Origin of the sequence: Shewanella jiangmenensis (genome assembly GCF_018596335.1) — a bacterium.
Classification (GTDB): domain Bacteria; phylum Pseudomonadota; class Gammaproteobacteria; order Enterobacterales; family Shewanellaceae; genus Shewanella; species Shewanella jiangmenensis.
This window is the reverse complement of record NZ_JAHEPS010000015.1, coordinates 23,106-46,892: the sequence shown is the minus strand read 5'-3', so window position 1 is coordinate 46,892 and position 23,787 is coordinate 23,106. Positions and strand designations below refer to the sequence as shown.

Genomic DNA, 23,787 nt, shown 5'->3' with positions numbered 1-23,787 from the left:
TTATTGCCTCTACCAGACCAAAGCTTTTGCAAGAACTCGGCATCGCTGATGATGCCTGGATAACCTCAGCGAAAGAATTTCGTCGCCAATACAGTGGCATCAGCGGCCGGTGGGATGCCATGTGCGCGATGAAAGCCAAATGCGGTGGTAGATGGTGCAGGGGAAAGTCGCATAGCGAAGCAATTCACCCTAGCTAAAACTAACTACTAAAAAGTCGGGTGTTTTATGGGGAGAGTTTTTACATGGAATGTTTAATCGAAGTCAGATATCGGATTGGTCAATCTAACCGCACAAAAGCATACAAATCTGAAATTCGCGCCAGAAAAGGCATTTGGAAATGGCTCAAGAAAAATGAACTTGAGCCGGATATTAATGCCAGCTATTTTTCGCCTGAGACTGGACATCATTCTTATCAAAGTCATGAGCAACTTACTGACTGTGAGCCTAAGCCTGTGAATAATTTCTATCTTTCTCAAGCTTGGCGATCATTGCGACATCAAATATTAACGAGCAGACCAAAGGTGTGTGCCATATGTGGGCGTTCTCCGGAAATACACGGGGTAGCAGTGGAAGTAGATCATATCCTTCCCCGCTCCAAATACCCTGAATTGGCACTTGAACCAAACAATCTGCAAATCCTCTGTTATGACTGTAATAGAGGTAAACGCGACAAAATAGTCCCACAAACCTAACGAAAATCGTCGAGCGTGGATAAACGCTATGTCAGCCCAAGCCGCTGCGGCTCTGTGACGCACCGACGCACCAATGCAACACCACGCGCCCAATATCATTCCTGCTTGAACAGCATATTGTCCAACCTATGTTGGCATTGAAGCTCGGCATAGGCGGCTTGTTTATCTGCCATGCTGTCGGCGATGCCAATACCATAACCCTTTAAATATAAAAGCAAATAAAACGCCCGCTGACTGCCGTTATCATAGGATTTAAGGGCCGAATTCAGCCTGGCGTTTACTGCAAAGTGATCCACCGGATAGCCGAGTTGCTTTGCCAATCGGACACAGCTGATCAGCCGCACCGGCTCACTGGTGGCTGCGAAGTTTTCGGATGCGCTGACAAAGCCCGCCATCCCCAATCCACCGCGAATACCAATAATCTGCGACGCCGCAACCCACATCAGCGCAGCGCCAAGCAGCACTCCGGCGCAGGTTGCCAAAATAAGTTTGCTGATGTTGCTCACAAGCCCTCCCCATTCACAAACCCGTCGATTTTAATAGCCGGTACGCCCTTTGTCTGTGAGCCTGAGCGGCTGTTATGACTGCCCCAGACCTAAGCCGGTTTCAGTGTTAGACGCAACCATCCCACCTGCCATAACCAGCCTTTGAAAGCCGGGATAAATCGCCAACCTTATGCCTTCTAAAATGCAGTGCCACTGATAAAAAAGCGCCCCTCGTTCAAAGGGGCGCTTTAGTCAGTTATTCCGCCAATATCAGCGAATATCAGCCAATATCAGCAAATATCAACGAATGCGGAACATGGCGGCATACAGCAGTGGGATCACCACCAGCGTCAGTATGGTGGCAAACAAAAGACCAAACATAATGGTCACCGCCATGCTCTTGAAGAAGGGGTCCATCACCAATGGGGCAACCCCCAGAATCGTGGTTAAAGCCCCCAGTACTACAGGCCGCGCCCGGCTGACCGACGCCTGGATAAGTCCTTCAAGGGCGGGTAAGCCGGCGCGAATTTCGTTGTCGGCCTGGTCCACCAGCACAATGGCATTTTTCACCATCATACCGATAAGGCTCAGGAACCCGAGGATAGCCATAAACTCAAACGGCGTGTTAAAGGCAACCAGCCCCACCACAACCCCGATGATGGCAAGTGGCACAGTAAGCCAAATCACCAGTGGCTGGCGAATGGCGTTAAACATAAACACCACCGCCAATATCATCGCGGCAAAACCGTAGGGTGCCGAGCCCACCAATCCCTCGTTGGCATCCTTTGAGGCCTTGTGTTCACCGTACCAGTTAAGGGAGTAGCCAGGTGGCAACTCAATCGACTCAATCGCCCCGCGGATTTGGTTAAAAGCATCGTTGGTCAAAATCCCCGGCGCCGGATCGGCCTGCACCATGATGGTAGGCTGGCGGTCGATACGGCGGATCATGGCATCCTGCCACTCAACCCGAATATCATCGGTCAGTTCACTGATGGGGATCTGGCGTCCGGCGACAGGGCTGTATACCTGCAGGCTTTCAATGGCTCGCTGATAATTACGCTCTTCCTGCGGTGCCCGCACCACCAGCGGAATGAGTGAGTCGCCTTCCCGATATGCGCCAATAGTGGTACCGGTTAACAACTGCGCCAGCGCCTGATTGAGCTCAACGCTGGTCAGGCCCATCTGCTGGGTCAATGCCGGATTGTACACAGGCACCAATACCGGCACCTGTTGCCGCCAGTCATCCTGCACCGCAATCAGATTGGCATCGTTTAACATGGCCACCTTGGCCTGCTCGGCAAGCTGTCGCAGCACCTTAGGATCTGGGCCACTGAATCCCGCCTCAATTTTTTTACCGCCGCCACGGCCAAGCATGAATTTCCACACTTTTATCGATGCATCGGGGTAATGCGCCGACAAACCGTTTTGCAGTTTCTCAACCAGGGCGGTGATTTGCTGATAATCACTCACGTCCACCAGCAGCTGACCATAGGCAGGATTGCGCGGCTCGGGCGCATAACTCAGCATAAACCTCAGCCCGCCACCGCCGGTAAACGAGGTAATGCCGGTCACCACCGGCTCTTTACGTATGTCAGCCGAGATATCGGCCACGACCTTGTGGGTGTAGTTAATGTCCGTTCCCTGAGGCAGATAAACATCCACCACAAACTGCGGCCGCTGCGACTCCGGCATAAAGCCCGGTGGCACCGCGCCCATACCCACCACAGACAATGCCAGCAAGCCCAGCAGGCCCACGCCGGTCAGCATACGATGGGACAATACCCACAGCAGCAACCCGCGATACCACTTGAGGGTGCGGGATTCATCAGGCACAGAACCCTGCGCCTTCACTTGCAAAAACTGATGGCATAACAAGGGGGTAATAGTGATTGAAAACACCCAGCTGAGCAGCATGGAGTACAGGATCACCCAAAACAGCGAACCGGCGTATTCGCCCATATCACTGGGAGACAAACCAATGGCGCTGAAGGCAAGAATGCCCACCAGGGTACCGCCAAGCAGTGGCCACACGGTGGAATTAACCACCTCGCTGATGGCCTTATCGCGATCCTCTCCCTGCTGCAGCTTCACCAGCACACCATCGGTGACCACAATCGCGTTATCCACCAGCATCCCCAGCGCAATAATCAGCGCGCCGAGGGAAATCCGCTGCATGGCAATGTCATCCATCAGCATGATGATAAGCGTACCGGCCACCGTCAGCAGCAGTACAAAGCCGATGATGATCCCGGAGCGCACGCCCATAAACAGCAGCAGCACCACGAACACAATCACCACAGCCGCAATCAGATTATCGACAAAGCTTGCAACCGATGAGCGCACCGAATCGGACTGCATCGACACCACGTTCAGCTCCATGCCGACAGGTCGCTGCCCTTCGAGCGCAGCAAGCCGCGCCTTGACCGCATCGCCCATTTCCACCACGTTGCCGCCGGTGATATTGGAAACCCCCAATCCAATGGCGCGCTCGCCGTTGTAACTCATGATGAGCCCCATGGGCTCTTTGTAGGCGCGCACCACGTTGGCTACGTCACTGAGCAGCAAGGTTCTGCCGTTGTTGCCAAGCCCCAGGGGTAATTGTTTGAGCGCTTCAAAGCTGCTGACCGACGCCTGCGGCATTACCGCAAGGCGCATATTGCCCGCAGATAAGTCACCCGCCACTGTGACCAGATTTTGCTTTTGCAGCACCGCAAAAATTTGCTGAGCCGAAACCCCAAGCGAGGCGAGCCTTGGCGCTGAAAACTCAAGGTAAATCTCTTCCTGGCGGTTGCCGAGTATGGCTGTCTTGGCGACCCCATCCACCAGCGCCAGCTCTTTACTCAAAAAATCCACATAGTCAAACAGCTGCTTATCGCTGTATCCCTTGCCGGTGACGGCATAAAACAGCGCATATACGTCGGCAAAATCGTCATTCACTATCGCAGGCCCGGCGCCACTGGGCAGCTGGCGCTGAGCATCGCCAATCTTGCGCCTTAGCTTATCCCATACCTGATCCAGCTCGCCCTTGGTCTTGGAAAAGCGCAGGTCGATTTCGACCGTCACTTCCGACATCCCCTGCTTGGAGACCGACTTTACCTCTTTGACTTCCTGCAGTGATTGCACTGCCGACTCAATCACATCAGTCACCTCGTCAGCCACTTCTCTGGCACTGGCGCCCGGGTATGGCGTCATGATAAGCGCCTGACGGATAACAAACTCAGGGTCTTCAAACCGACCCAGCTTTTGATAACTGATGTAACCGCCAATCAGCAGCAGGAATATAATCACCCACATGCTGGTGCGTTTTTGAATGGAATAACGGGCGATATCCATCAGCGAGTTCCTTCTGCAGCCATAGGATGCACTTTCATACCCGCCGTCAGCGCCTGCACGCCAGCTACCACCACGCGATCGCCAACGCTCAGTCCTTCAAGCACTTCTATTTGGTTGCCCAGAATATTGCCGACTTTGACCGGCTTCTGCGCTACCGCATCGTCGCTGCCCACCAGCCACACAAATTGCGTGCCGGTGTTGGATGGCACCACCGCATCAATAGGCACCAAAATGGTGCTGGCTGACGCGGTTTCATCCATCACGGCAAACACCCGCGCCGACATCCCCGGCAGCAGCGCCACTCCGCTTGGGTCATCAAACCCGAGCACCACCTGATAGGTCTGGGAGACAGGGTCGGCATCCGAGGCAAAGTAGCGATAGGTCAGGTTAAAACGCTTGCCCGGTAAGCCTTCTATCTCAGCCACCGCTTTTTGACCTTTTACCGGCTCTAAAAACAATTTACCCGGCACGTTAATCAGTACTTCCATATCATCGGGGTTATGCAGCACATACACGGTCTGATTGGCCTGCACGGTCGCAAAGTTATTTTGCAGCTTTTGTGAAACTACCCCGGCAAAAGGCGCGGTTATGGCGGTGTTTTCCAGATCCTGTCTGGCCTTGGTTACCTTATTGGCCGCCAAATCACGCTTGGCCTTCAATTGCTCTAAATCGCTGCGTGAAATCGCCTGCGAGGCCTTAAAAATCTTATTGCCGCGCTCGTAGTCAGCATTGGCCTGATTAAATTCAACTTCGGCAGAGCTCAGCGCCGTTTTCAGCTCTTTGGGATCCAAGGTGGCCAGCACCTGTCCACGGCTGACCTTGTCGCCTTCCTGCACTGTCATGGTTTCAAGTTTGCCAGACTGCCTGAAAGCCAATTCGGCGCGCTCGGCACTGCGTACCACACCGGTAAAGCTGGTCTGCGACACGCCCTGCGGCTGTAAGGTGAGTATCACGGCTGGCCGCGACACGGGTGCTGCTGTCGTCTCAGTCGCCACCTTGTCGCCACAGCCGGCAAGCCAGCTGACAACAAAAATAGAAAGCGCAGATAAAGCAAACCGTGCTGATGTGGATTTCATGGGGAGTTCCCTTAATTGTCAAAATTCCCAAAAGCCTGTGGCTCAGGCAAAAACTGTCTGAGCAGCAAGCAAAGTCGGAATGAATTATTCAGAATGGCGCAGACCCGGTCTGGCAAGCGGCAAAGGATTGAAACCGCTCTGTAAAGGGAATGCACTGCATGCTCAAACAATCACCACCGCTGGGACGAGTTAAGCATATCGCGCTAAGTTTACCAATCTGCATAATCAAAGATCGGTAAACTCTCGTCATTTTCAGCCTGACATAGTAATTCTGTGACATAAATACGCTGAATTACGCACTCTGCAGGGTTCGAGCAGGTCAAAAAGCAAAGGCCGAAGCAGATGCTCCGGCCTTTTATCACGCTTAATCAGCGCTGCAAGCGGTACAGCGCGGCGACGTTGCGGGCGGTAAGTTCAAGGTTAGTGCGGGCGGTGGCGAGTGCTTCGGGCAGTGCCATGGCGCGGTTTACCACGGCAAACACCGCGTCTATGCCATGGTCGTGCACCACGCCGCAGTCGTCGGTAAGGCAACCTGCGATGCCAATCACCGGCTTGCCAAACTGCTTGGCACAGCGGGCCACGCCGATGGGGGTTTTGCCATGAATGGTCTGGCTGTCGATGCGGCCTTCGCCGGTAATCACCAAATCCGCATCGGCCACGGCATCGGCAAGCTTCAGTGCTTCAATCACAATCTGGATGCCGGGCTTAAGCTCGGCGCCAAGTAAGCCCACCAGTGCCGCACCCATGCCACCGGCAGCACCGGCGCCGGGAATGTCTTTGACCGACTTGCCAAGGGTACTTTCGATGCAGTCGGCATAACGCGCAAGGTTTGCATCAAGCTCGGCAACCATTTCAGGGGTTGCGCCCTTTTGCGGGCCAAACACCGCCGAGGCGCCCTTGGGGCCACAGAGTGGATTATTCACATCACAGGCCACTTCGATGGTCAGCCCCGCCAAACGTGGGTCGAGGCCGGATAAATCAATTTTGCTGAGCTCGGCCAGACCGCCTCCGCCAAGGGCTATCGGGCTGCCATCGGCCTTCAGCAGTTTGCCGCCAAGGGCGGTTATCATCCCCGCGCCGCCGTCATTGGTGGCGCTGCCGCCAATGCCCAGAATCAGATGGGTCACGCCCCGCTCCAGCGCCGCCAAAATCAGCTCGCCGGTGCCAAAGCTTGAGGTCAGCAGCGGATTACGCTGCTCGGGCGCCACCAGATGAATGCCCGACGCCGCTGCCATCTCGATAACGGCACGTTTGCCAGTTGCAGCGCTGTCTTGTGTATCTGAGCCAGAGCCCAGCAGCCCCAAAAAGCCCTGTACTTTATTACCCAGCGGCGCTGTTACTTCCACCGGCACTATCGCGCCGCCGGTGGCATCCACCAGCGATTGCACTGTGCCTTCGCCGCCATCGGCCATCGGCAGTTTTACATAAGTCGCATCGGGCAATACCTGTTTGAAACCGGCCTCGATAACATCGGCCACTTCCATGGCGCTCAGGCTCTCTTTAAACGAATCGGGGGCAATTACAATTTTCATATCAATTCCTTAGGCGAGGCCAAACACGCCAAACATCAGAGTAGAAACAGTGGCAATGGTCAGACCGACAGCGGTCTCGTAGGGCAGCAGCTTGAGGCGCTCGCCCACACCCATGTGCACGCTGCCGCCGGTGGCATGGAAGAATGAGCCGTGTGGCATATGGTCAAATACAGTGGCACCGGCGTGGATCATGGCAGCGCCCGCAAGCCCGCTTACGCCAAGTTCAATCAGGGTTGAGCTGAATACGTTGGAGGCCACCACGGTACCGGCTGTGGTCGAGGCCGTTGCCAGCGACATCAGCGCACCAGAGATAGGCGCCAGCAGGTAAGATGGCAAACCGGAGGCGCTCAGGCTGCTGATAAGCACATCTTTAAGCCCTGAGTTGGCGATGATGCCGGCAAGGGTTCCTGTACCCAGCAGCATAATGGCCACCGGCGCCATGCGGGCAAGGCCCGACACCGCATACTGGTTCACCTTGGAGAATTTGCCCATCATCAGCGCGCCCACCAAACCGCCCAGCGGCAATGCAATCAGCGGGTCAACCACAATGCCGGCAATGGGGCGCAGCGCCAGCAGCAAAATGGCCACCAGAGGCGCGCTGATAGCGGCGAGGAAGCGTGGCAGATTGCTTTCATCCACACTCACCACTTCTTCGGCGGCAACCTTACTACCCTTGTTATTCAAACGCTTGGCAATCCAGTAGGCCATTACCAGACCAAAGATGCCGGGGATAATGCCTGCGGCCATTACCGAGGTCAGCGGCAGGTTAAAGGCATCGGCCGCCGCAATCGCGTTGGGGTTTGGCGACATCACGTTACCCGCTTTACCGCCGCCAATCATGGCGAGCAGAATTGCCGCCTTGGAGAGGTCGGCGCGCCGGGCAATGGCAAGTGCAATCGGCGCTACTGTAATTACCGCCACGTCCACAAACACGCCCACGGCGGTCAAAATCATGGTCGCCAATGCCAGTGCCAGCAGCGCGCGGGTCTCACCAATCTTTTTCACTATGGTTTCGGCTATGGTGGTGGCCGCGCCGGATTCAATCAGCACGCCTGCGAGTACACCGGCCGCCAGAATACGCATTACCGCGGTGGTGATGCCCTGGGCACCGCCAATCATCAGCGCCACGGTTTGGGTTAAATCGGCGCCGCCAATCAGACCGCCGGCAAGGGCGCCGACTATCATGCCGTAGGCGGGCGGCACCTTTTTGAGGATAAGAAAGATAGCGATAGACAACGCCGCTATGGCGCCAAGGGCGGTTACCGAAGTCATGACAGACACCTTTATTATGTGTAATTAGTGGCCATTATGATGATTGGCAGTAAGAAAGCTTTGTTTAATCATCCAAATATCAATGCTAATTTCGGCCTTTATTTTGTTTAATCAAACAAATCAATCTTCAAGATTCAGCCCGAGGTATAGCAGCAATTTGTCATCCAGGTTATTGATATTCAAGCCAGTTATCTGCTCGATACGGCTGATGCGGTAGCGCAGGGTATTGGGGTGAACAAACAGGGCTTCGGCGCAGCGATTAAGATCACAGTTCATGGCGAAATACTGCCGCAGGGTTTTAACCAGCACGCCCTTGGTGTCGGCGCGGGTAAGGAGTTTCAGCGGCGCGCGCAGCTCATCGGCCTGCCACGAATCGGCGAGGCTGCCAAGCAGCACCGGCAGGCGGTAGTCTTCAAAAAAGTACACTTGCCTTCGCGGTGCCTGACGCATGCCCCGGCGCAGGGTGTCGCGGGCGGTTTGGTACGAGCGCGCCAGCCCATCGATACCGGCAAAATAATCGCCCACTGCAATCCGTACCTTAAAGTGCGGAATACGCGCCAACAGCTGCTTTACCCGCCCCCGCTCCTGCTCCGACTGCCACACCTCATCGACGATTTTGGCAGGCTTGAGCACCACAATTTCATCCAGCCCATGTATGGCCACCAGGTTGTCGCGCTCGGGGTTTTCAAGCTGATGCACCAGCTCCCTGAGCCGCGCCGGCTGCGCTTCTTCAAGCGAGAGCACCGCCACCACCCGGGGCTGCGCCAAATCCAGCCCCAAAAACCGCGCCGCCTGCTGAAGCTGATCCACATTGCCCTCGCCGCGAATAAGCTGCAGCACCAGCTCCTCCTTGTGGCGCTTATCCCACTGCAACTGCTCGGTCAGCGCCGCCTGCTCCAAAATCAGCTCGGCGGTCATCCGCACCAGCTCGGCATAGGAGCGCACTTCATCTGGCTCGCCCGAAATCCCGATAACCCCAATGCGCTTACCCTGATATTCAATCGGCAGATTAATGCCCGGCCGCACCCCTTTAAGCTGACGGGCGGTGGCCTCGTTTATTTCCACCACCCGATTTTCGGCCAGCGCCAGCACCGCCCCTTCGTGGCGTTGATGCAGCCGCTCCGGATTGCCGGACGCAATAATCAGCCCGTGCTCGTTCATCACGTTGACCGAGAACGACAGGATTTTCATCGCCCGGCTGACAATCTGCGCCGCCAGGGCATCATTAAGTTGCATAGGTTCTCCGAAACGTAAAGCCAAGCGGCACAGTGCACGTATAGCACTTTACCCGATACCGCCGCAGGCATAAAACCGCAATCCTTCTATTCGCCCACACCCTCACAATCGACCGCAAAATCAGTTACCTGGTTTAAGCGATAAGACTTGTGTATACAACTTGCCCGACTGTTAGTTTTGTCGTGTGCCTATGCAACTTTTGGAGTGTGGGTTTGGCGAAAACAGTATTTAAGCAATCACCAAACTGTAGCTTCAAGACGCAGTTGCTGGCTCGATTTTACAAGGCCGTAGTGGCTGGGCTTTAATAGCAAGGCTGTGAAGGCCAGTCTGTAACAGCAGGGATATAATTTGAAAACCTAATTTCCGCTTTTCATTTAAGCTCACGCCACACTCGCCATTGATGATTATCGGTGCTAATTTGCTTTGCCAGTTTTATTAAGTAGCCGAAATCCAAGTTTCAAAATTAACGCACAATATACGGCTATTATATTATCCGGCTCGGTCCTTACTGCGACCAAAAATAACCATAACAAGCCAGTAAAAAGGGATTTTTATGAAACACAAAATTTCCAGCCTTATCGCCACCTCAGTGGTACTTCTTTCGGCCTGCGGAGGTGGCGGTGATGAAAACACACCGCCACCAGAGGCCAAAGTCAGCCTGCAACTGCAAAGTACCAATTTAAGCCTCAGCGCCCATCAAGGCGATGCACTAAAGGTGGCCATCAGCGGTAATTGGTCAGGCACCAATCTCGGTACACAAAAGGTTTATCTCAAGCTTTACGATGAAGCCAACAAATATATCGTCCCGGCGGTATCCGCCCCATTGAGTGGTAATGGCTTTACCCTCGAGACGGTACTTAATTACACGCTGCCAGTGGGTGAGTATGCTCCCAAGTTATCGGTGCTGGCATGCAAAGACGCCAACTGTGCCACACCCTATTCAGGCTCAGCTGCGGTGGTAAACTTGCAACTGCAGGTGGCAAAAGTTCCCGAGTGGCAGACCCATCAGGCTAATGCAGCCCATACGGGGTATGTGCCTGTTTGGCTGAGTACCAGCAACTTTACCAAGCTGTGGGAGTGGAATCGCGGCCCTTCCGATGAACCCATTGGCGGCATTAACGCCCCGGTGGCCGGAAATGGCACTGTCTATGTTTCCACCGATGTTTATCATGGCGATGCCAGAGTGCTGGCCCTGGATGAACTGACCGGTGTTGAGCGCTGGCGAGTATCCTTTGGCGTTATGCCCGCTCTTAATCCACCAGCCATCAACGACAGTACGCTCTTCGTTGCCACCTCAGGCCATTCAGACACCAAGGTCTGGGCGATAGATCGCGCCGACGGTAAGCTAAAATTCCAGTCTAATTTCTTATCCCAATGGGGCAACTATCTGGCACCCACAGTGTACGACGATAAGGTGTATCAAACCGGTGGCTATTACGGTGGCTTTACTTATGCCTTCAATGTCGCTGATGGCGTCGAAGCCTGGTCTCAATCAGCGGGCACCTCTTGGGGCATGGACACGCCGGCAGTAGATGACAAACAAATCTATGTCCACAACGGTATAGAGCTGACCATTCTCGACAAAGACAGCGGTGACAAACTGAGTTCAATCAGCGATCCCTTTGGCAACACGGATTACAGCTATCACGGTGCACCCGTACTTGGCAGCGAAGGTCGGGTGATAGCGTTCAGTGGTGGCGCTTTTAGCGGCCGAGCCAGCAGCAACGCCGAACACTATGAGGACAGGGTGATTTCAGGCTTTGATTCCGTGAATCAAAAGCATCTATGGACGAGCCGCTTTAGCTACCGCACCTTTTTTGCCTTGGCTAACGGTGTGATATACGCCGGCAAAAACAATCCGGTTGCGCTGGATGCGATTGATGAAAAAACCGGTGAAGTACTGTGGTCATGGGTTGCCCCATCTACCGACGATACCGCATTCCATCGTAATGTGGTGGTAACCAATAACCTGTTATTTGTCAGTACCAACGCCAATGTGTATGCGGTTGATATCGCATCTCAGCAAAAGGTTTGGTCCCACAACGAACCCGGCACCATTACCCTGTCAGATAATCGTATATTGCTGATTGCCACAGGCGCCCGCGAAAGCGACGGCCGACTGCTGGCATTTGACCTGCGCAATAAATAAAGCGCCGACAGACCGTGCTGGTAAAGCCTTACGACACTGGCACGGTCTCGATTTTCGTCTAATTAACGCAAACAGACCTGACCAAAAAAGCAGAACAACCAAACTCTCCTTCACCAAACCCAATCCAAACAAAAATGCCAGTCGGTTCACCGACTGGCATTTTTCGTTCTAAGCCCTGCGAGTGGCTTATTTGTAGATCAGGATTTGACCTACAGACTTGTCGTCGCTCTGGCTGACTACGCGGATTTTCAGACCGTAGTTAGGCACGTTGCGGCCTGCATCCGGGATGTCGGCACTGATAAATGAAGTGCTGTCATCAAACACAGGGTTACGCTTGGTGAAGTTGTCGCGCAGGAACAGATCGTATGCATCTTTCAAATCCAGGGTCAGCTTGGCTGACTTGTCCAGATTAAAGGCGGCATCGTGGATCTGATAGCGGGTCGAGGCTACATCACCGCCGCTCCACAGGTTGGTCTGGCGGTCGGCATCAACCACGCCGAGGAAGCCATCACCGGGGTGTACACCCACCCAGTTGTTGTCGAACGAGGGGTCGACATACCACACCAGCAGACCTTCGTTGAACTCCATCAACTTGCCCGCCACATTGATGTGCTTGAGACCCTGGTCGACGCCCTGATGATTACGCCACTCAACCAGATAGTAGTGTGGGGTGAAGAACTTACCTGTGTCCTTGGTAAAACCGTCAAGGGTGAACAGGCCAGCACCTTCGGCATCGTCAGCACTGCTGTTTGCATCAACCGATACCTGCACATCGTCGATGTACAGACCGGGGTTGGCAACATAGCCGTCGGTCCAGTAGTAGAACATCAGGTACACCTGCTGACCGGCATAGGCCGACAGGTCAAAGCTGGCATCAACCCAACCATCTGACTGACCTGTGATGCCATTGCCAAAGCTCTGGCCATTGGGGTTGCTGTTGGTGGTGATGTTACCTGCGACGGGTTCAGTGGTGTCGGTGGCTGGGTTGTAAACCATCACATAGCCGTAATCCCAGTCGGTTTCGATATCAAACCATGCCTTGAAACTGACGCTGGCGCTGCTGGCTGAGCTCAAATCCAGCGGCATAACCATTTGATTACGAAGATTGTTACCTGAACCACCATGGTAGGCATACTGGCCACTGGTGGGGGTAACTATGATGTTTTCCTTATCGGGCAGGTCGATGCGGATGGCATCGTTGTTGGTGCCCTTGGAAACCGCCTGATCCAAAAGGCCTGTGATGCCATCGGCAGGAATATCATTGAAATGAATAGTGCTGCCAGACAGCCAGTTCAGACCCCAGCGGTTTGACAAAAACTCTTTTGCCCAGGCGCTGAAACCGGTTGGTTCGGTGCCGCCAAGCACACCGGCCCAGCTGCCGCTGGACATGATGGACCAGGACGACACCGGCTCGCCGCGACCTGTGTACTGGGTATCGTATTCATCGGGCAGGCCCAAATCGTGGCCGTATTCGTGGGCAAATACACCCACAGCGCCATCGGCTGGCTGCACTGTGTAGTCAAACGCGCCCATCTTGCCGCCCCAGTAAGGTGCAGGCGTTGCAGTACCGGGAATTTTGAACACGCTGCCGAGGTTCCAACGGTGCGACCAAATGGCATCTTCACCCAACTGACCACCACCGGCTTCTTCGCCCACGCTGGAGTGGATTATCATCACGTGATCCACCAGCCCATCAGGTTCCCACACATTGCCGTCGCCATCGAGATCGTATCTGTCTTCGATGTCGAACTGCGACATATCCACAGTCGGGTCGGCGGCTGCGGCGGCCAATGCCTCACGCACCAGCGCACGGATATTGCCGGAGGGATTGCCGCCATAGTACGCGGCATTGTGCTGCGCCATATACCAACCGGCTACCTGACCTTCGACTGAATAGCTGTTGCCCGACTGCGCTTCGTAATACTGCTTCATTGAAACGAAGTTCTGCCCGGCTGGGCCGGTCCAGCCGTTTTGGCCGAACATCAGGCTTGCGTAGTGCGCCGGGGTGTAGTCCTCGTAATACATGCCGGTTTCACCGGGCTGAATACTGTTGTGGGGAAAATCCGGAAACTCCATCAAAATGGCCAGAATTTTCGCGCTGCGCTGCTCGCCCTGATAGGTTTCGAGCATCAGTGGCGCGGGCTTGTTTTGTTTGCCAATCCCCAGTTTGTTGCCGCCGCCATGCTGCAGCGCGCCGCCAAAGTGGTTTTTATTGCCCAGACCAAACTGCTTGATGGCCTCGTCAGAAACCGAACCTGCGCGAATGCGCTCCTGCTCCTGACGCTCACGTAAATAGTTACCAAGCGCCTGCTCGGCTTCGTTCAAGGTGGCGTTCTGCGCAATTTTGCCCGACTGCTTTAACATCGCGATAAGCTTGTGCTCATCGGCAATGGCCATATCAAAGCCGCCCTGCTGATGCAGCTCAGGTTTGTCTGCTGCCAGTGCCGGCAAACCGATGCAGGCACCGGCGGCTACCGACAAGGCGATAAGAGATTTCCGAATCATTTTCTCCCCCGAAATTCTGTTGTGTCATTCCTTCGTCTTAACAAAAACATCTGCTCAAAAAACGAGCGAGGAATGACTATTGATCACATACAAAACAAGATCAACACAAAGAAGTAACAAATGGGGTAAATGAATAGAAGATCGGATGAGTAGTTACAGTACTGCGCGCCATTTAATTAATGTGACCAAGCAACAACACTCAACAACAAGCAACAATAAGCTAAACATTCAATACTCTGCCGCTTTGTAAATCATCAAAGCCTCAGTTGCTTTAGGCATTGATTCAATGTTAATTATTAACTTGCCGCCTCAGCCTGCTATTTCAGCCTGTTATTTCGGCCTGCTATGCAATACGACCAGAATTACAATAAATAGAGGATGGCATACCAATAAATAGAGGATGGCATACCAATTAATTTCAAGCTTTGATTATTTCCGCAAAATACTGAAAACACCAAAATCAGGACTGACGTTTTTGTTGAAAGCAGTTTGTTTCAAAAGCAGTTTTTTAAAAACTGCCTGTTTCAAAAAGCTGCATTTCTCAAAAGAGGCTGTAAAAGGAATTTTAATGACGTTACCACTCGCACTGCTGATTTCTATTATTTTTATCTCTATCAGTTATGCCTGGGATAAGCCGCTTAAATCGCTGATTTCATATATGCCACTCTGGATAATAGTGATGGTGTGGATATCACAGCCCTTTGACTGGCAGTCCCAAGGTTGGCACGTCGCATCCGCGGTGCTTTTTTGCGCTGTACTGCTGGGCTATACCCGCTTAATGGTGCCAGCGCAATTTAACGAACTGCTGGACACCATTGAAAAGATTAGCCTTATCATCGTGTTACTCAGCGGCGTTTTGATAGTGCTGCTGGTGCTGCTCGGTTACGCTGGCCTGTTTGAAGCGGCTGGGCTTAGGGAGCTGCTAGGTGCTATCAATGCGCCAGCCTTGCCAGGTGTCGATGTCGATACAAATCCCAGTGCTAATGCCAGTGCCGGTACCATGGCAAATGCCGAGCGCACGCCCAATTACGGCATACTGTCGCGGCCCCTTTATCTGTTTGGCCCATCTCTCGTTTGCTTTATTGGTGCCAAATTGCTGCCGCGATGCAAACCAAGCGCGGCAGAGCCTTCAGCACAAAGCTGAGCCTTCAGCCTAAACCTGAGTGGTCAGCATAAAGCCGAGCCAGCAGCACAATAAAAAATGCGGCTAAAAGCGGCCTGATAAAAGCGATAGCGACAATCAGCGCCCATGGCTGCTGCCACGGCTAAAAATGCACCCCGCGCGGGTGCATTATTGCTTGGCAATTAACCCTAATTAGCGGAATATATTCGCCTTTATTTTATCCAGGGACAGGAATACCCCATGCTCGATACTCTGTACGCCTCAGCCCAAGGGCTGCCTGCATTTGCCGCCTATTTTGGCCTTGCCGCCGCTGCGCTGCTGCTGTTTGCCCGCATTTACTCTTGGCTCACACCCCACCATGAACTGGCGCTTATCCGCGAAGGAAACAGCGCCGCTGCCATCGCCTTTGGTGGCGCGTTGATTGGTTTTGCGCTGCCACTGTCGAGCGCCATTAAAAACTCACTGTCGCTGCCCGACTGCGCCCTGTGGGCACTGGTGGCGCTGCTGGTGCAGCTGCTGACCTTTGTATGCGTACGCCTGACTCTGCGCCAGTTGCCAGCGCGCATCAGCAATGGTGATGTGGCTGCCGGGGTGTTTATGGCCAGCGTGGCCATTGCTGTGGGCCTGCTTAACGCAGCCTCTATGACTTACTGAGGAGCGGCAGATGGCCAATAGCAAACGAAGCCGCCACGTAGCCCTGATGCTGATGGCGCCCGCCGGCAGTTTTTTTATCAGCGGTTGCAGCGAAGCGCCTGAAAACGCACTGGTATTCGAAACCATTGAGCAGTGCCAAAGCTTTGGTGGCGATGAGGACGAGTGCCGTATCGCCCACGATGAAGCGGTGCAAAATCACAATGAAACAGCGCCCAAGTATTTGACCGAGCAGGAATGTGAAGCCGATTTTGGCGACGAAAAGTGCGAAGCCCGATCCAACGGCTGGGTGACGCCGCTGATGGCTGGCTTTTTGATGGGCAGCCTTATCGATATCGATGGCAAAAAGAAAAAGAAAACCCTGATGGGACGGCCACTGTATAAGTCGCGGGACGATCAGACCACGTTTCGCAGCTCAGGCAACAAGCCGATTGCCCGCAATGTCGGCCAGACCCAGGTATTCAAATCATCGCTGGCTTCCCGCTCCAATAACATAGTGTCGCGCGGCGGCTTTGGCATGCAGGCGCAAAAACGCGCCGAAAGCAGCTCAGGCGGCGGCAGCTACGGCGGCTGATATGGAACGGATTAAGATTGCCGAGCGCCCCCATTGGCGCGAGCTGGCCAAAGAGCTGGGGTTTGTTTACCACACCTTCGATGGCGAGCCCTACTGGGACGAAACCGCCTATTACCGTTTCAATCTGCGCCAGATTGAGCAGGATCTGGAAGATCCCACCGAAGAGCTGCACCAGATGGCACTGTCGCTGGTGCCGGATATTCTTGCGAGTGAACAAAAGCTTATCGCCCTCGATGTGCCTGAGTATTGCTGGCAGGCATTGAAAGACAGCTGGGATCGGCGCGATCCGCATCTCTATGGCCGGTTTGATTTGTGCTACAACGGCAAGGGGCCTGCCAAGCTTTTAGAGCTTAACTACGACACCCCGACCTCGATTTACGAGTCAGGTTTTTTCCAGTGGATTTGGCTTGAAGACATGGTTCGCACCGGCCTGTTGCCGCAAAGCGTGGATCAGTTCAACTCGCTGCAGGAAAAGCTGGAGCTGGCGCTGCTGAGTCTGCCCCATCAAAAGCCGCTGTATTTCAGCTGCATAGACGACAGATTTGAAGACAGAGGCAATGTCGATTACCTGATGGACATTGCCATGCAAGCCGGGGTAGAAAGCCGTTTTATCGACATCAGCGCCATCGGCCTTGCCGACGGCCAACTGATCGATATGGCGGGCAATCCGATTGAGTCGCTGTTCAAGCTCTATCCCTGGGAGTTTATGGTGCGGGAAGACTTTGGCCCAAGCCTGCTCACCAGCCAGACCCGCTTTATCGAGCCGCCTTGGAAAATGCTTTTGTCGAACAAAGGCTTGCTTCCGCTGCTGTGGCAAAAATTCCCGGGGCACCCCAATCTGCTCGAAGCGCACTTTGAAACCAAAGAGCAAGGCAGTACGGTCGGCAATGGCTGGGTACGCAAGCCGCTGTATTCCCGCGAAGGCGCCAACATCAGCCTGACCGACTTTAACGGCGACACCCTGACTGAACCCGGCCCTTACACCGACTCAGGCTTTATTCGCCAGGCACTGGCACCCCTGCCCTGCTTTGATGGCAACTTTACCCTGATTGGCAGCTGGGTGGTGGGCGACAGCGCCGCCGGTATCGGCCTTCGGGAAGATATGAGCCTTATCACCAAGGACAGTTCGCGCTTTTTGCCGCACATTATTCTTGATTGATTTGCTTTTGCTGCTTTTAATCGAGAGTGCCTGAGTAAGGCAAGATTACAGCCCGGCCGATGCCGGGCTTTTTTACGCCCCGGATTTGGCTATCTCAGCTGCTATGAATAACGCGGCATTTTCGCTTAAACCAGCACCTACTTTCGCCTGAGCAACCTGTGTCAAATTCTGTCAACTGACACAGTCAGTTACCCCGAGAAACCTGCCGCGACAGAATTTCCAAACTGATACAAGTCTCCTACATCTGCTTACAGCATCCCATGCCCTTTGTCGCCACAATCCCCAAGGTAAGCCAAGGCGGGTTTGCGGGCGGTCTGCGTCCACACCGCCATGGCTTATGGATACGGGCACGCCACGGGGTGCAAACAGGCTGTTGGATTGGCCCAAGGCACCGATGACATGCTCAACGACGCAACACAGGCCCGGGCTACTCATAGCGCGCCGCGGGCTTGGGCAATTTGGTCAAGACAAGGAATCTGGTTATGAACATTCGCACTCTGCTCGCCCCGGCCGCACTGATAATTGCAAGCTTTGGCACCATCCACAGCGCCAGCGCCACCGAATACCGCTTTATCGCCACCGACAACAGCCAGGAAACCCGCCTGTGTGTGGTCGCCGCCAGCAATCGGCTTGGCAAACTGAAAACCGAAGTCAATGAAAGCGCCCACAGCCCGCGTTATCAGGCCAACAGCGTGCGCTGCAATGGCGCAAGTCTCGCCCAGTTTGCGCATCAGTATGGCGCTGACAAAACCTATCGTTATCTGGCAAGCCACTCGATGGCCAAAAACAAGGCGACTGAAAACGTGACCATTCGCGACCTCAGCGCCTCGGCCGCGAGCGGCAGCGACGAGGTGGTGTACGTAAAGGTGTCGTCCAAGCAATAACGGCATTAACAGTAACAGGCTAAAACAGTAACTTGATCAAGGCGTTGGCCATGGGGTTTGATATGGCTTGCGCCTTGGCTTTTTACCCGGGTTTGTGCGCCAATCTCGCCCACCGAGCAATCTCAGCCTGTCTATACAAGTAGAACATACAAGCAGGACATACAAGCAGGACATACAAGCAGGACATACAAGCCGGGCTATACCAGCCGAGCCAGGCAAATCGGCTCATTCAAGGCCTACCCCTTTGGGCATATTATGCAGTCCGGAATGTGATTAACCCAGAAAAACACTCAAGCTTTCGTTGCAGGGCTCGAACGCCCCTCTAACATGCATCATTATTACACCTAAGGAATGCATTATGAGCGCACACACCCTGCTTCAAACTCCGGTCGGCGAATTGGTGGCACAGGATTTTCGCCGTGCCCACGTATTTTCCCGCTTCAATATCGACTTTTGCTGTGGCGGTGGCCGTATCCTGCTGGAAGCCTGTGAGCGCGCCGGCGCCGATGCCACCAAGGTGCTCGAGGCCCTGAACAGCCAGACAACCGAGGGTCAGCCCGACAATGCACTGGCACAGTTACCTCTGGCAGAGCTGATTGATTACATTGAACAAAAGCATCACAACTATGTGCGTAATACCGCGCCACTGCTGCTGGAATATGCCGAGAAGATGCTGCGCGCCCATGGCGAGCATTATGAAGTGATAAAACCGCTCACCGGCTGGATCCGCGCACTGGTCGACGACCTGATGCCGCACCTGATGAAAGAAGAGCAAATCCTGTTTCCGGCGGTGAAAGCCTTGGCGGCGGGCGAGTCAGTCAATGGCTGTTTTGGGCATATCGGCAATCCTATCCGCGCCATGGAGTACGAGCACGACGAAGCGGGTACCATACTTGCCAAGCTCAGGCAGCTCACCGACAACTACCGGGCCCCCGAATACGCCTGCACCACCTGGCGTATCTGCTATCAGACGTTGGCGGAATTTGAGGCCGATCTGCACCGCCACATTCATCTGGAAAACAACCTGCTGTTTCCAAAGACCCTCGAGCTGTCAATGAGTTAAATCACAGGGGGCTGAACCGCAAGGCGCGTCACCACAGTCCCAGCTGCGGTGGCGCGGCAAGGCCAGCCTCAAGGTCGGGCAGCTGACACACGAGTCCCTGCTGCGTAGCCACCTGCCTGAGTTCGGCCAGCAACAGCCGGGCAAGCTCGGGCGCATCGCTGTTATCCGGAGTGTGGATAAAAAGATAAGGCGAGCGGCCTTCTGCAAGCCATTGAATAAGCTTGCCAATCCAGGGCTCAAAAAACGCCTTGTTATCTTTAATCTCCTCGTTTGCGCCTATCATGCCCACGGGCTGACCGATAAAACGCACCACAGGCATAGCGGCGGTGGCGATGGCATGCACGGGCACCCGCGGCTTTTTATTGTGAGCATCGATAATGGCATCGCTGCTTGGCGGCAGGGCAAACACCGGCCGGGTATCCATGATGATGCGATTTACCCCATGCTCCATCAGCAGTCGGTTAAGTGCCTGTTCAGCCTCACCTTTGGCGAAAAAGGCGCGGTGACGCACTTCAACGCCTATTCCAAGGCCTTTGGGCAGATTATCGATAAACTCAGCGAGGAGGGGCAGCGACTCGGGACCAAAGCGGGCGGGCAGCTGGATTTTCCACAGCGCCGTTTTAGCCATCACAGGCTCCATCAGCTGAAAAAACTGATTCACTTCGTCGCGGCAGTTACCAAGTGCCAGCTCGTGGGTAATGCGGGATGGCAGCTTGAAGGTAAAGCGAAAATCCTCCGGCGTGGCAAGATTCCAACTGCTTACCGTGTGCGCCGCCGGCAGGGCATAAAAGGTGGTGTTGCCTTCAACCGTATCAAAACAGCGGGCGTAGGCGGCAAGCCGCTCCTGACTCGGACTCAGGCCTGCAGGTGAACCGGCATCCGCCGTGAGCCATGCTTTCCAGCCGCTGTGGGACCACATGGCCATGCCAAGCCGCAGCCTTGGCACTGACGAGTGCGATGACGGCTGTGCTGACGAGCGTGATGAATCGAGTGATGCCGGATGCGATGCGAAAGTCATGATAGATGGCAAAGAAATGGTGAAGCCAACCTTACCCAAGCGGGCTGCGCTTGTCACGGGCTGAGCTTGTCAGGCTTTGCGTTTGGGGAATGTGGCCGGGCTTTGACTTCGCGATAGCTGGCTTTGCACAAAGCATTGAGGACCGAGATCTGAGAGCTGAGAACTGAGAAAAAAGAGTTAAGTACTTAAAGCCGCTAAAAGGCGGCGGGATATTCGGGCTTACCCATCGAACATCCCACGCCTTGAGCAAAAAAATTGACCGCCGGTGAAGAGGCGCCCGGCGGCCATTGCCCAGGGTGAAGGACCAATCACGAGCCAATGCCCGCTTGAGATAGCAGTTTTACAGTGGAAACCGGCTTACAACTTAAAAGTCGTAGCGCACTCCCAGGGTAATCAGGTCATCGTCCAGCTCGACGCTGGTACCGGCGAGCAACAGGTCGCCATCGAATCGGGTGTAGTGGCCCCACAGCTGCGTGGTTTTGGACACCTTGTAGTTGGCGCCAACGCTGAGCTGATTCAGATCCACATTGGACACATCGGCGAGCGAGCCGCTGGTTTCGGCTTTGATAAAGCGCGACACGTATTTGCCAAGGCCGGCATCGTCGTGGCCGTATTCAAACTTAAGCCGGGTCTTGCCTATGTCCCAGGCGAGGTTAACAAACCAGGTGTCGCCATCGAGGGCGGCGTATTTGGCGTCCTGATGTTCACTTTGCTGCAGCAGGCCGCCAAGGGTCACCTCGCCGAGCTTAACCTGCGACACCAGACGGGCGGCATCCACGCCGTCTATGCCCTTGTTGTAGGCCAGCGCCACATACCAGGGCTGATTTTTAAGGCCGCTGTCACCCAGGGTGGTGGACAGGGCATAGGCGTTGTCGCCGTCGTAGTTATCGCTCATCAGGTAAGTGCCGTTAACCGTAATCAGGTCAGCGAGCTTGGGCGATTGATAGGTCAGGGAATCGCCGGCGCGGGTCTGGCCCGGCAGCAGGCGGTCGATATCCGAGTTGGTGGTGCCGAAAATATCCACCTTGCCTTCGGCGGTTTTGAATACTGTGTCGTTACGACCGACACTCAGGGCGCCAAAATCGGTTTTCACGCCAAGGAAACTGTTACGCGGTTTGAAGGTTTTACCTGAGTTGTCGAAGTTATCGACGCCAAATTCCAGCTGGTAGAACAGCTTAAGGCCGGGGCTCAGTTCTTCACCGCCTTTAAAGCCAATCCGGGAAGAGTTGTTTTCCAATACTGTGCCAGCCTTGCCGTTTTGGGCGGCAACACCCAACTCAGAATCTGTGACCGACAAATTGATGCGACCGTAGAAATCGGCAGCCGCCATGGAAGAAAAAGCAGGGAGCAGCGTTGCCATCGCGATCAGTGTTTTTTTCATAATCAAATCCTTGCGCAATCTAAAACTGTACCTGAAAACAGCCCCCGGGCCCGAACCCGGGGGCATGTCGGATTAGAAGTTCACCACTTTCTTGGCGTTCCATACGGTCAGCGCCAGCAGCAGCGACACAACCGAGGCCGCCAGCCAGAAGTACTGGGCAGTGGCAAAGTCATAGTGGGTGACACCGTTCACTTCGCTGGTCTTGATCAGCATGGATGACACCAGTTCCTGCGCCGAGGCGGCGATGTAAGAACACAGACCGATGAAGCCTTTCACGGCGCCTACAGCGGCTTTTGGCATCAGGTCACAGGCGGTCAGACCGGCCAGGAACACTACCAGACCACCGATGGCAAAGCCAATCAGACCCAGGGCAACGGCGTCCACCATACGGCTTTCAGGACCCCAGAACATCAGACACATACCGGCGATGTTGGCCACACCGTAGAGCAGAGTCGGGATATGACGGTTAGCGTTGAACAGCTTGTCGGAGATGATACCGGCCAGAATCGCACCGGCAAAACCGGCAATCGGATAAGCTGACATGGCAAAACCGGCGTCAATCAGGCTGTAACCCTTGGATTCCTGCAGGTACAGCACAGCCCATGAACTCATGGCATAACGTGAGATGTACATAGCAGCACACGCCAGCGCAATCAGCCATACTGTCGGCTGTTTGAGGATAAACAGCTGGGCGCGACGGATTTCTTTCGGGTCAGACTTTTTGGCAATCTCAGGCTCTTCACCATAGGCAACCGCTGGCTCAGGCAGACCGTAGGTTTGTGGTCTGTCTTTGAGCATCAGGTACATGGCAAACGCCGCTGCCAGAGAGGCAATACCGGCACCCACGAAACCTGCTCTCCAGCCGAAGAAGCTGACGATGGTTGCGGTCAGGATCCAGGTGATACCTTCGCCGATGTTACGTGAGCCACCCCAGATGGAGTACACAGAGCCACGCTGCTTGGGCGAGAACCACTGATAAATGGACACGCAGGAAGGCGCACTGCCCACGGACTGGAACCAACCGTTAACACCCCACAGCAGGATGAAGAAGAAGGTTGCCGTGTTCATACCCATCAGCAAACAGGTAATGGCAGACAAGCCAAGTGATATCGACATAAAGCGGCCGATATTGGCGTAATCGGACAAGAAGCCGTTGGAGAACTTACCCACCGCATAGGTGAGGAAGAACGCAGAACCAATCACCCCGAGCTCTTCGAGGGTAACGATTCCAGCATCCAACATCGGCTTTTTGGCCACGTTCAAGCTCATGCGGGCGACGTAGAACATGGCGTAACCAAACACCAGTCCAAGGAACACCTGCCATTGGTACTTCTTGTAAACAGAGCGGATTTTCTCGGGGGACCCTTCCATGAGGGGCTTGTCCGGCCGCGTTTTGAAAAATTCAAACATATGCCAATCTCCCAACCAGATTTTTTTGTTCGCCGGGATCGGGGGCTCCCGGCTTGGGGGCATCTTTTCAGTCGCAAATCCCGGAGGCAAAGTAAGGGAATTGAGTCAGAATTAACCCAAATAGAAAAATTTCCGGGTCAAAATGGGAATGGCTACACTCTTGCTGGACAGAAATTGCAGAATAATCGGCCAACTCTGGGTCAAATCCGACTCAGACAAGTGTGAAAATCGTTAAAAAATGATT

General features: G+C 54.3%; 19 protein-coding genes and 1 pseudogene. 10 read left to right on the top strand and 10 right to left on the bottom strand.

What is annotated here, in order from left to right:
- Both KJI95_RS18960 and KJI95_RS18955 read left to right on the top strand, forming a co-directional pair.
- Window positions 1–197, top strand: a pseudogene (locus KJI95_RS18960) (alpha-amylase family glycosyl hydrolase); the annotation flags it as partial.
- Window positions 198–242: 45 nt separating this feature from the next.
- The gene (locus KJI95_RS18955; RefSeq protein ID WP_214508776.1) at window positions 243–692 is read left to right on the top strand and encodes an HNH endonuclease; all 450 of its coding nucleotides are present in this window, start codon (window positions 243–245) and stop codon (window positions 690–692) included.
- Between the two features lie 95 nt (window positions 693–787).
- On the opposite strand, the gene KJI95_RS18950 is transcribed toward KJI95_RS18955, so the two are convergent.
- The 6 genes from KJI95_RS18950 to KJI95_RS18925 form a co-directional block, all read right to left on the bottom strand.
- Window positions 788–1,198, bottom strand: coding sequence for a hypothetical protein (locus tag KJI95_RS18950; protein WP_214508775.1), 411 nt, complete (start codon window positions 1,196–1,198; stop codon window positions 788–790).
- 279 nt (window positions 1,199–1,477) lie between these two features.
- Window positions 1,478–4,510 (bottom strand): efflux RND transporter permease subunit, encoded by a 3,033-nt coding sequence (locus KJI95_RS18945; RefSeq protein ID WP_214508774.1) that lies wholly within the window; start codon window positions 4,508–4,510, stop codon window positions 1,478–1,480.
- A complete protein-coding gene (locus tag KJI95_RS18940) occupies window positions 4,510–5,586 on the bottom strand; it encodes an efflux RND transporter periplasmic adaptor subunit (RefSeq protein ID WP_214508773.1) in 1,077 nt (358 codons plus the stop codon). Before KJI95_RS18940 ends, KJI95_RS18945 begins: the two co-directional genes overlap by 1 nt.
- Before the next feature lie 368 nt (window positions 5,587–5,954).
- The gene (locus tag KJI95_RS18935; RefSeq protein WP_214508772.1) at window positions 5,955–7,118 is read right to left on the bottom strand and encodes a glycerate kinase; all 1,164 of its coding nucleotides are present in this window, start codon (window positions 7,116–7,118) and stop codon (window positions 5,955–5,957) included.
- A gap of 9 nt (window positions 7,119–7,127) precedes the next feature.
- A complete protein-coding gene (locus KJI95_RS18930) occupies window positions 7,128–8,390 on the bottom strand; it encodes a GntP family permease (protein ID WP_126168406.1) in 1,263 nt (420 codons plus the stop codon).
- Window positions 8,391–8,510: 120 nt separating this feature from the next.
- Window positions 8,511–9,626, bottom strand: coding sequence for a sugar diacid recognition domain-containing protein (locus KJI95_RS18925; RefSeq protein ID WP_214508771.1), 1,116 nt, complete (start codon window positions 9,624–9,626; stop codon window positions 8,511–8,513).
- A gap of 553 nt (window positions 9,627–10,179) precedes the next feature.
- Between KJI95_RS18925 and KJI95_RS18920 the strand changes: the two genes are divergently transcribed.
- Window positions 10,180–11,775, top strand: coding sequence for an outer membrane protein assembly factor BamB family protein (locus KJI95_RS18920; RefSeq protein ID WP_214508770.1), 1,596 nt, complete (start codon window positions 10,180–10,182; stop codon window positions 11,773–11,775).
- A 186-nt stretch (window positions 11,776–11,961) separates the two neighbouring features.
- Here the strand turns inward: KJI95_RS18920 and KJI95_RS18915 are convergent, their stop codons facing one another.
- Complete coding sequence (locus KJI95_RS18915) at window positions 11,962–14,280, bottom strand: immune inhibitor A domain-containing protein (RefSeq protein ID WP_214508769.1); 2,319 nt, start codon at window positions 14,278–14,280, stop codon at window positions 11,962–11,964.
- A 400-nt stretch (window positions 14,281–14,680) separates the two neighbouring features.
- Between KJI95_RS18915 and KJI95_RS18910 the strand changes: the two genes are divergently transcribed.
- The 6 genes from KJI95_RS18910 (at window position 14,681) to ric (ending at window position 19,734) form a co-directional block, all read left to right on the top strand.
- The gene (locus KJI95_RS18910) at window positions 14,681–15,424 is read left to right on the top strand and encodes a hypothetical protein (RefSeq protein ID WP_214508768.1); all 744 of its coding nucleotides are present in this window, start codon (window positions 14,681–14,683) and stop codon (window positions 15,422–15,424) included.
- Between the two features lie 219 nt (window positions 15,425–15,643).
- Window positions 15,644–16,057 carry a DUF350 domain-containing protein gene (locus KJI95_RS18905; RefSeq protein ID WP_214508767.1) on the top strand — a complete coding sequence of 138 codons (414 nt, stop codon included), beginning with the start codon at window positions 15,644–15,646 and terminating at the stop codon, window positions 16,055–16,057.
- Window positions 16,058–16,067: 10 nt separating this feature from the next.
- A complete protein-coding gene (locus tag KJI95_RS18900; protein ID WP_214508766.1) occupies window positions 16,068–16,628 on the top strand; it encodes a DUF1190 domain-containing protein in 561 nt (186 codons plus the stop codon).
- A 1-nt stretch (window position 16,629) separates the two neighbouring features.
- Window positions 16,630–17,787: a glutathionylspermidine synthase family protein gene (locus tag KJI95_RS18895; protein ID WP_214508765.1), complete on the top strand. Its 1,158-nt coding sequence runs from the start codon at window positions 16,630–16,632 to the stop codon at window positions 17,785–17,787.
- Window positions 17,788–18,269: 482 nt separating this feature from the next.
- On the top strand, window positions 18,270–18,671 hold the full coding sequence (locus KJI95_RS18890; protein WP_214508764.1) for a DUF3718 domain-containing protein: 402 nt from the start codon (window positions 18,270–18,272) through the stop codon (window positions 18,669–18,671).
- 358 nt (window positions 18,672–19,029) lie between these two features.
- Window positions 19,030–19,734 carry an iron-sulfur cluster repair di-iron protein gene (gene ric / locus KJI95_RS18885; protein WP_214508763.1) on the top strand — a complete coding sequence of 235 codons (705 nt, stop codon included), beginning with the start codon at window positions 19,030–19,032 and terminating at the stop codon, window positions 19,732–19,734.
- Window positions 19,735–19,762: 28 nt separating this feature from the next.
- On the opposite strand, the gene KJI95_RS18880 is transcribed toward ric, so the two are convergent.
- Complete coding sequence (locus KJI95_RS18880; protein WP_432653817.1) at window positions 19,763–20,653, bottom strand: DUF72 domain-containing protein; 891 nt, start codon at window positions 20,651–20,653, stop codon at window positions 19,763–19,765.
- 4 nt (window positions 20,654–20,657) lie between these two features.
- Here KJI95_RS18880 and KJI95_RS18875 point away from each other — a divergent pair, with 4 nt between their 5' ends.
- Window positions 20,658–20,816: a hypothetical protein gene (locus KJI95_RS18875; protein WP_214508761.1), complete on the top strand. Its 159-nt coding sequence runs from the start codon at window positions 20,658–20,660 to the stop codon at window positions 20,814–20,816.
- Between the two features lie 300 nt (window positions 20,817–21,116).
- Here the strand turns inward: KJI95_RS18875 and KJI95_RS18870 are convergent, their stop codons facing one another.
- Together KJI95_RS18870 and KJI95_RS18865 are read right to left on the bottom strand one after the other, a co-directional pair.
- Entirely contained in the window at window positions 21,117–22,133 is a 1,017-nt protein-coding gene (locus KJI95_RS18870) for a porin (protein ID WP_214508760.1), read from the bottom strand.
- A 72-nt stretch (window positions 22,134–22,205) separates the two neighbouring features.
- Entirely contained in the window at window positions 22,206–23,504 is a 1,299-nt protein-coding gene (locus tag KJI95_RS18865) for an MFS transporter (RefSeq protein WP_250885963.1), read from the bottom strand.
- Window positions 23,505–23,787: the final 283 nt, after the last annotated feature.

What these genes read in the sequence shown, in the direction of transcription:
- KJI95_RS18905 (WP_214508767.1), top strand. Translation starts at nt 15,644, where the DNA reads ATGCTCGATACTCTGTACGCCTCAGCCCAAGGGCTGCCTGCATTTGCC.
- KJI95_RS18880 (WP_432653817.1), bottom strand. Translation starts at nt 20,653, where the DNA reads ATGTGGTCCCACAGCGGCTGGAAAGCATGGCTCACGGCGGATGCCGGT.
- KJI95_RS18945 (WP_214508774.1), bottom strand. Translation starts at nt 4,510, where the DNA reads ATGGATATCGCCCGTTATTCCATTCAAAAACGCACCAGCATGTGGGTG.
- KJI95_RS18930 (WP_126168406.1), bottom strand. Translation starts at nt 8,390, where the DNA reads ATGACTTCGGTAACCGCCCTTGGCGCCATAGCGGCGTTGTCTATCGCT.
- KJI95_RS18925 (WP_214508771.1), bottom strand. Translation starts at nt 9,626, where the DNA reads ATGCAACTTAATGATGCCCTGGCGGCGCAGATTGTCAGCCGGGCGATG.
- KJI95_RS18920 (WP_214508770.1), top strand. Translation starts at nt 10,180, where the DNA reads ATGAAACACAAAATTTCCAGCCTTATCGCCACCTCAGTGGTACTTCTT.
- KJI95_RS18935 (WP_214508772.1), bottom strand. Translation starts at nt 7,118, where the DNA reads ATGAAAATTGTAATTGCCCCCGATTCGTTTAAAGAGAGCCTGAGCGCC.
- KJI95_RS18915 (WP_214508769.1), bottom strand. Translation starts at nt 14,280, where the DNA reads ATGATTCGGAAATCTCTTATCGCCTTGTCGGTAGCCGCCGGTGCCTGC.
- KJI95_RS18865 (WP_250885963.1), bottom strand. Translation starts at nt 23,504, where the DNA reads ATGGAAGGGTCCCCCGAGAAAATCCGCTCTGTTTACAAGAAGTACCAA.
- ric (WP_214508763.1), top strand. Translation starts at nt 19,030, where the DNA reads ATGAGCGCACACACCCTGCTTCAAACTCCGGTCGGCGAATTGGTGGCA.
- KJI95_RS18955 (WP_214508776.1), top strand. Translation starts at nt 243, where the DNA reads ATGGAATGTTTAATCGAAGTCAGATATCGGATTGGTCAATCTAACCGC.
- KJI95_RS18895 (WP_214508765.1), top strand. Translation starts at nt 16,630, where the DNA reads ATGGAACGGATTAAGATTGCCGAGCGCCCCCATTGGCGCGAGCTGGCC.
- KJI95_RS18870 (WP_214508760.1), bottom strand. Translation starts at nt 22,133, where the DNA reads ATGAAAAAAACACTGATCGCGATGGCAACGCTGCTCCCTGCTTTTTCT.
- KJI95_RS18900 (WP_214508766.1), top strand. Translation starts at nt 16,068, where the DNA reads ATGGCCAATAGCAAACGAAGCCGCCACGTAGCCCTGATGCTGATGGCG.
- KJI95_RS18890 (WP_214508764.1), top strand. Translation starts at nt 18,270, where the DNA reads ATGAACATTCGCACTCTGCTCGCCCCGGCCGCACTGATAATTGCAAGC.
- KJI95_RS18910 (WP_214508768.1), top strand. Translation starts at nt 14,681, where the DNA reads ATGGCATACCAATTAATTTCAAGCTTTGATTATTTCCGCAAAATACTG.
- KJI95_RS18875 (WP_214508761.1), top strand. Translation starts at nt 20,658, where the DNA reads ATGCCAAGCCGCAGCCTTGGCACTGACGAGTGCGATGACGGCTGTGCT.
- KJI95_RS18940 (WP_214508773.1), bottom strand. Translation starts at nt 5,586, where the DNA reads ATGAAATCCACATCAGCACGGTTTGCTTTATCTGCGCTTTCTATTTTT.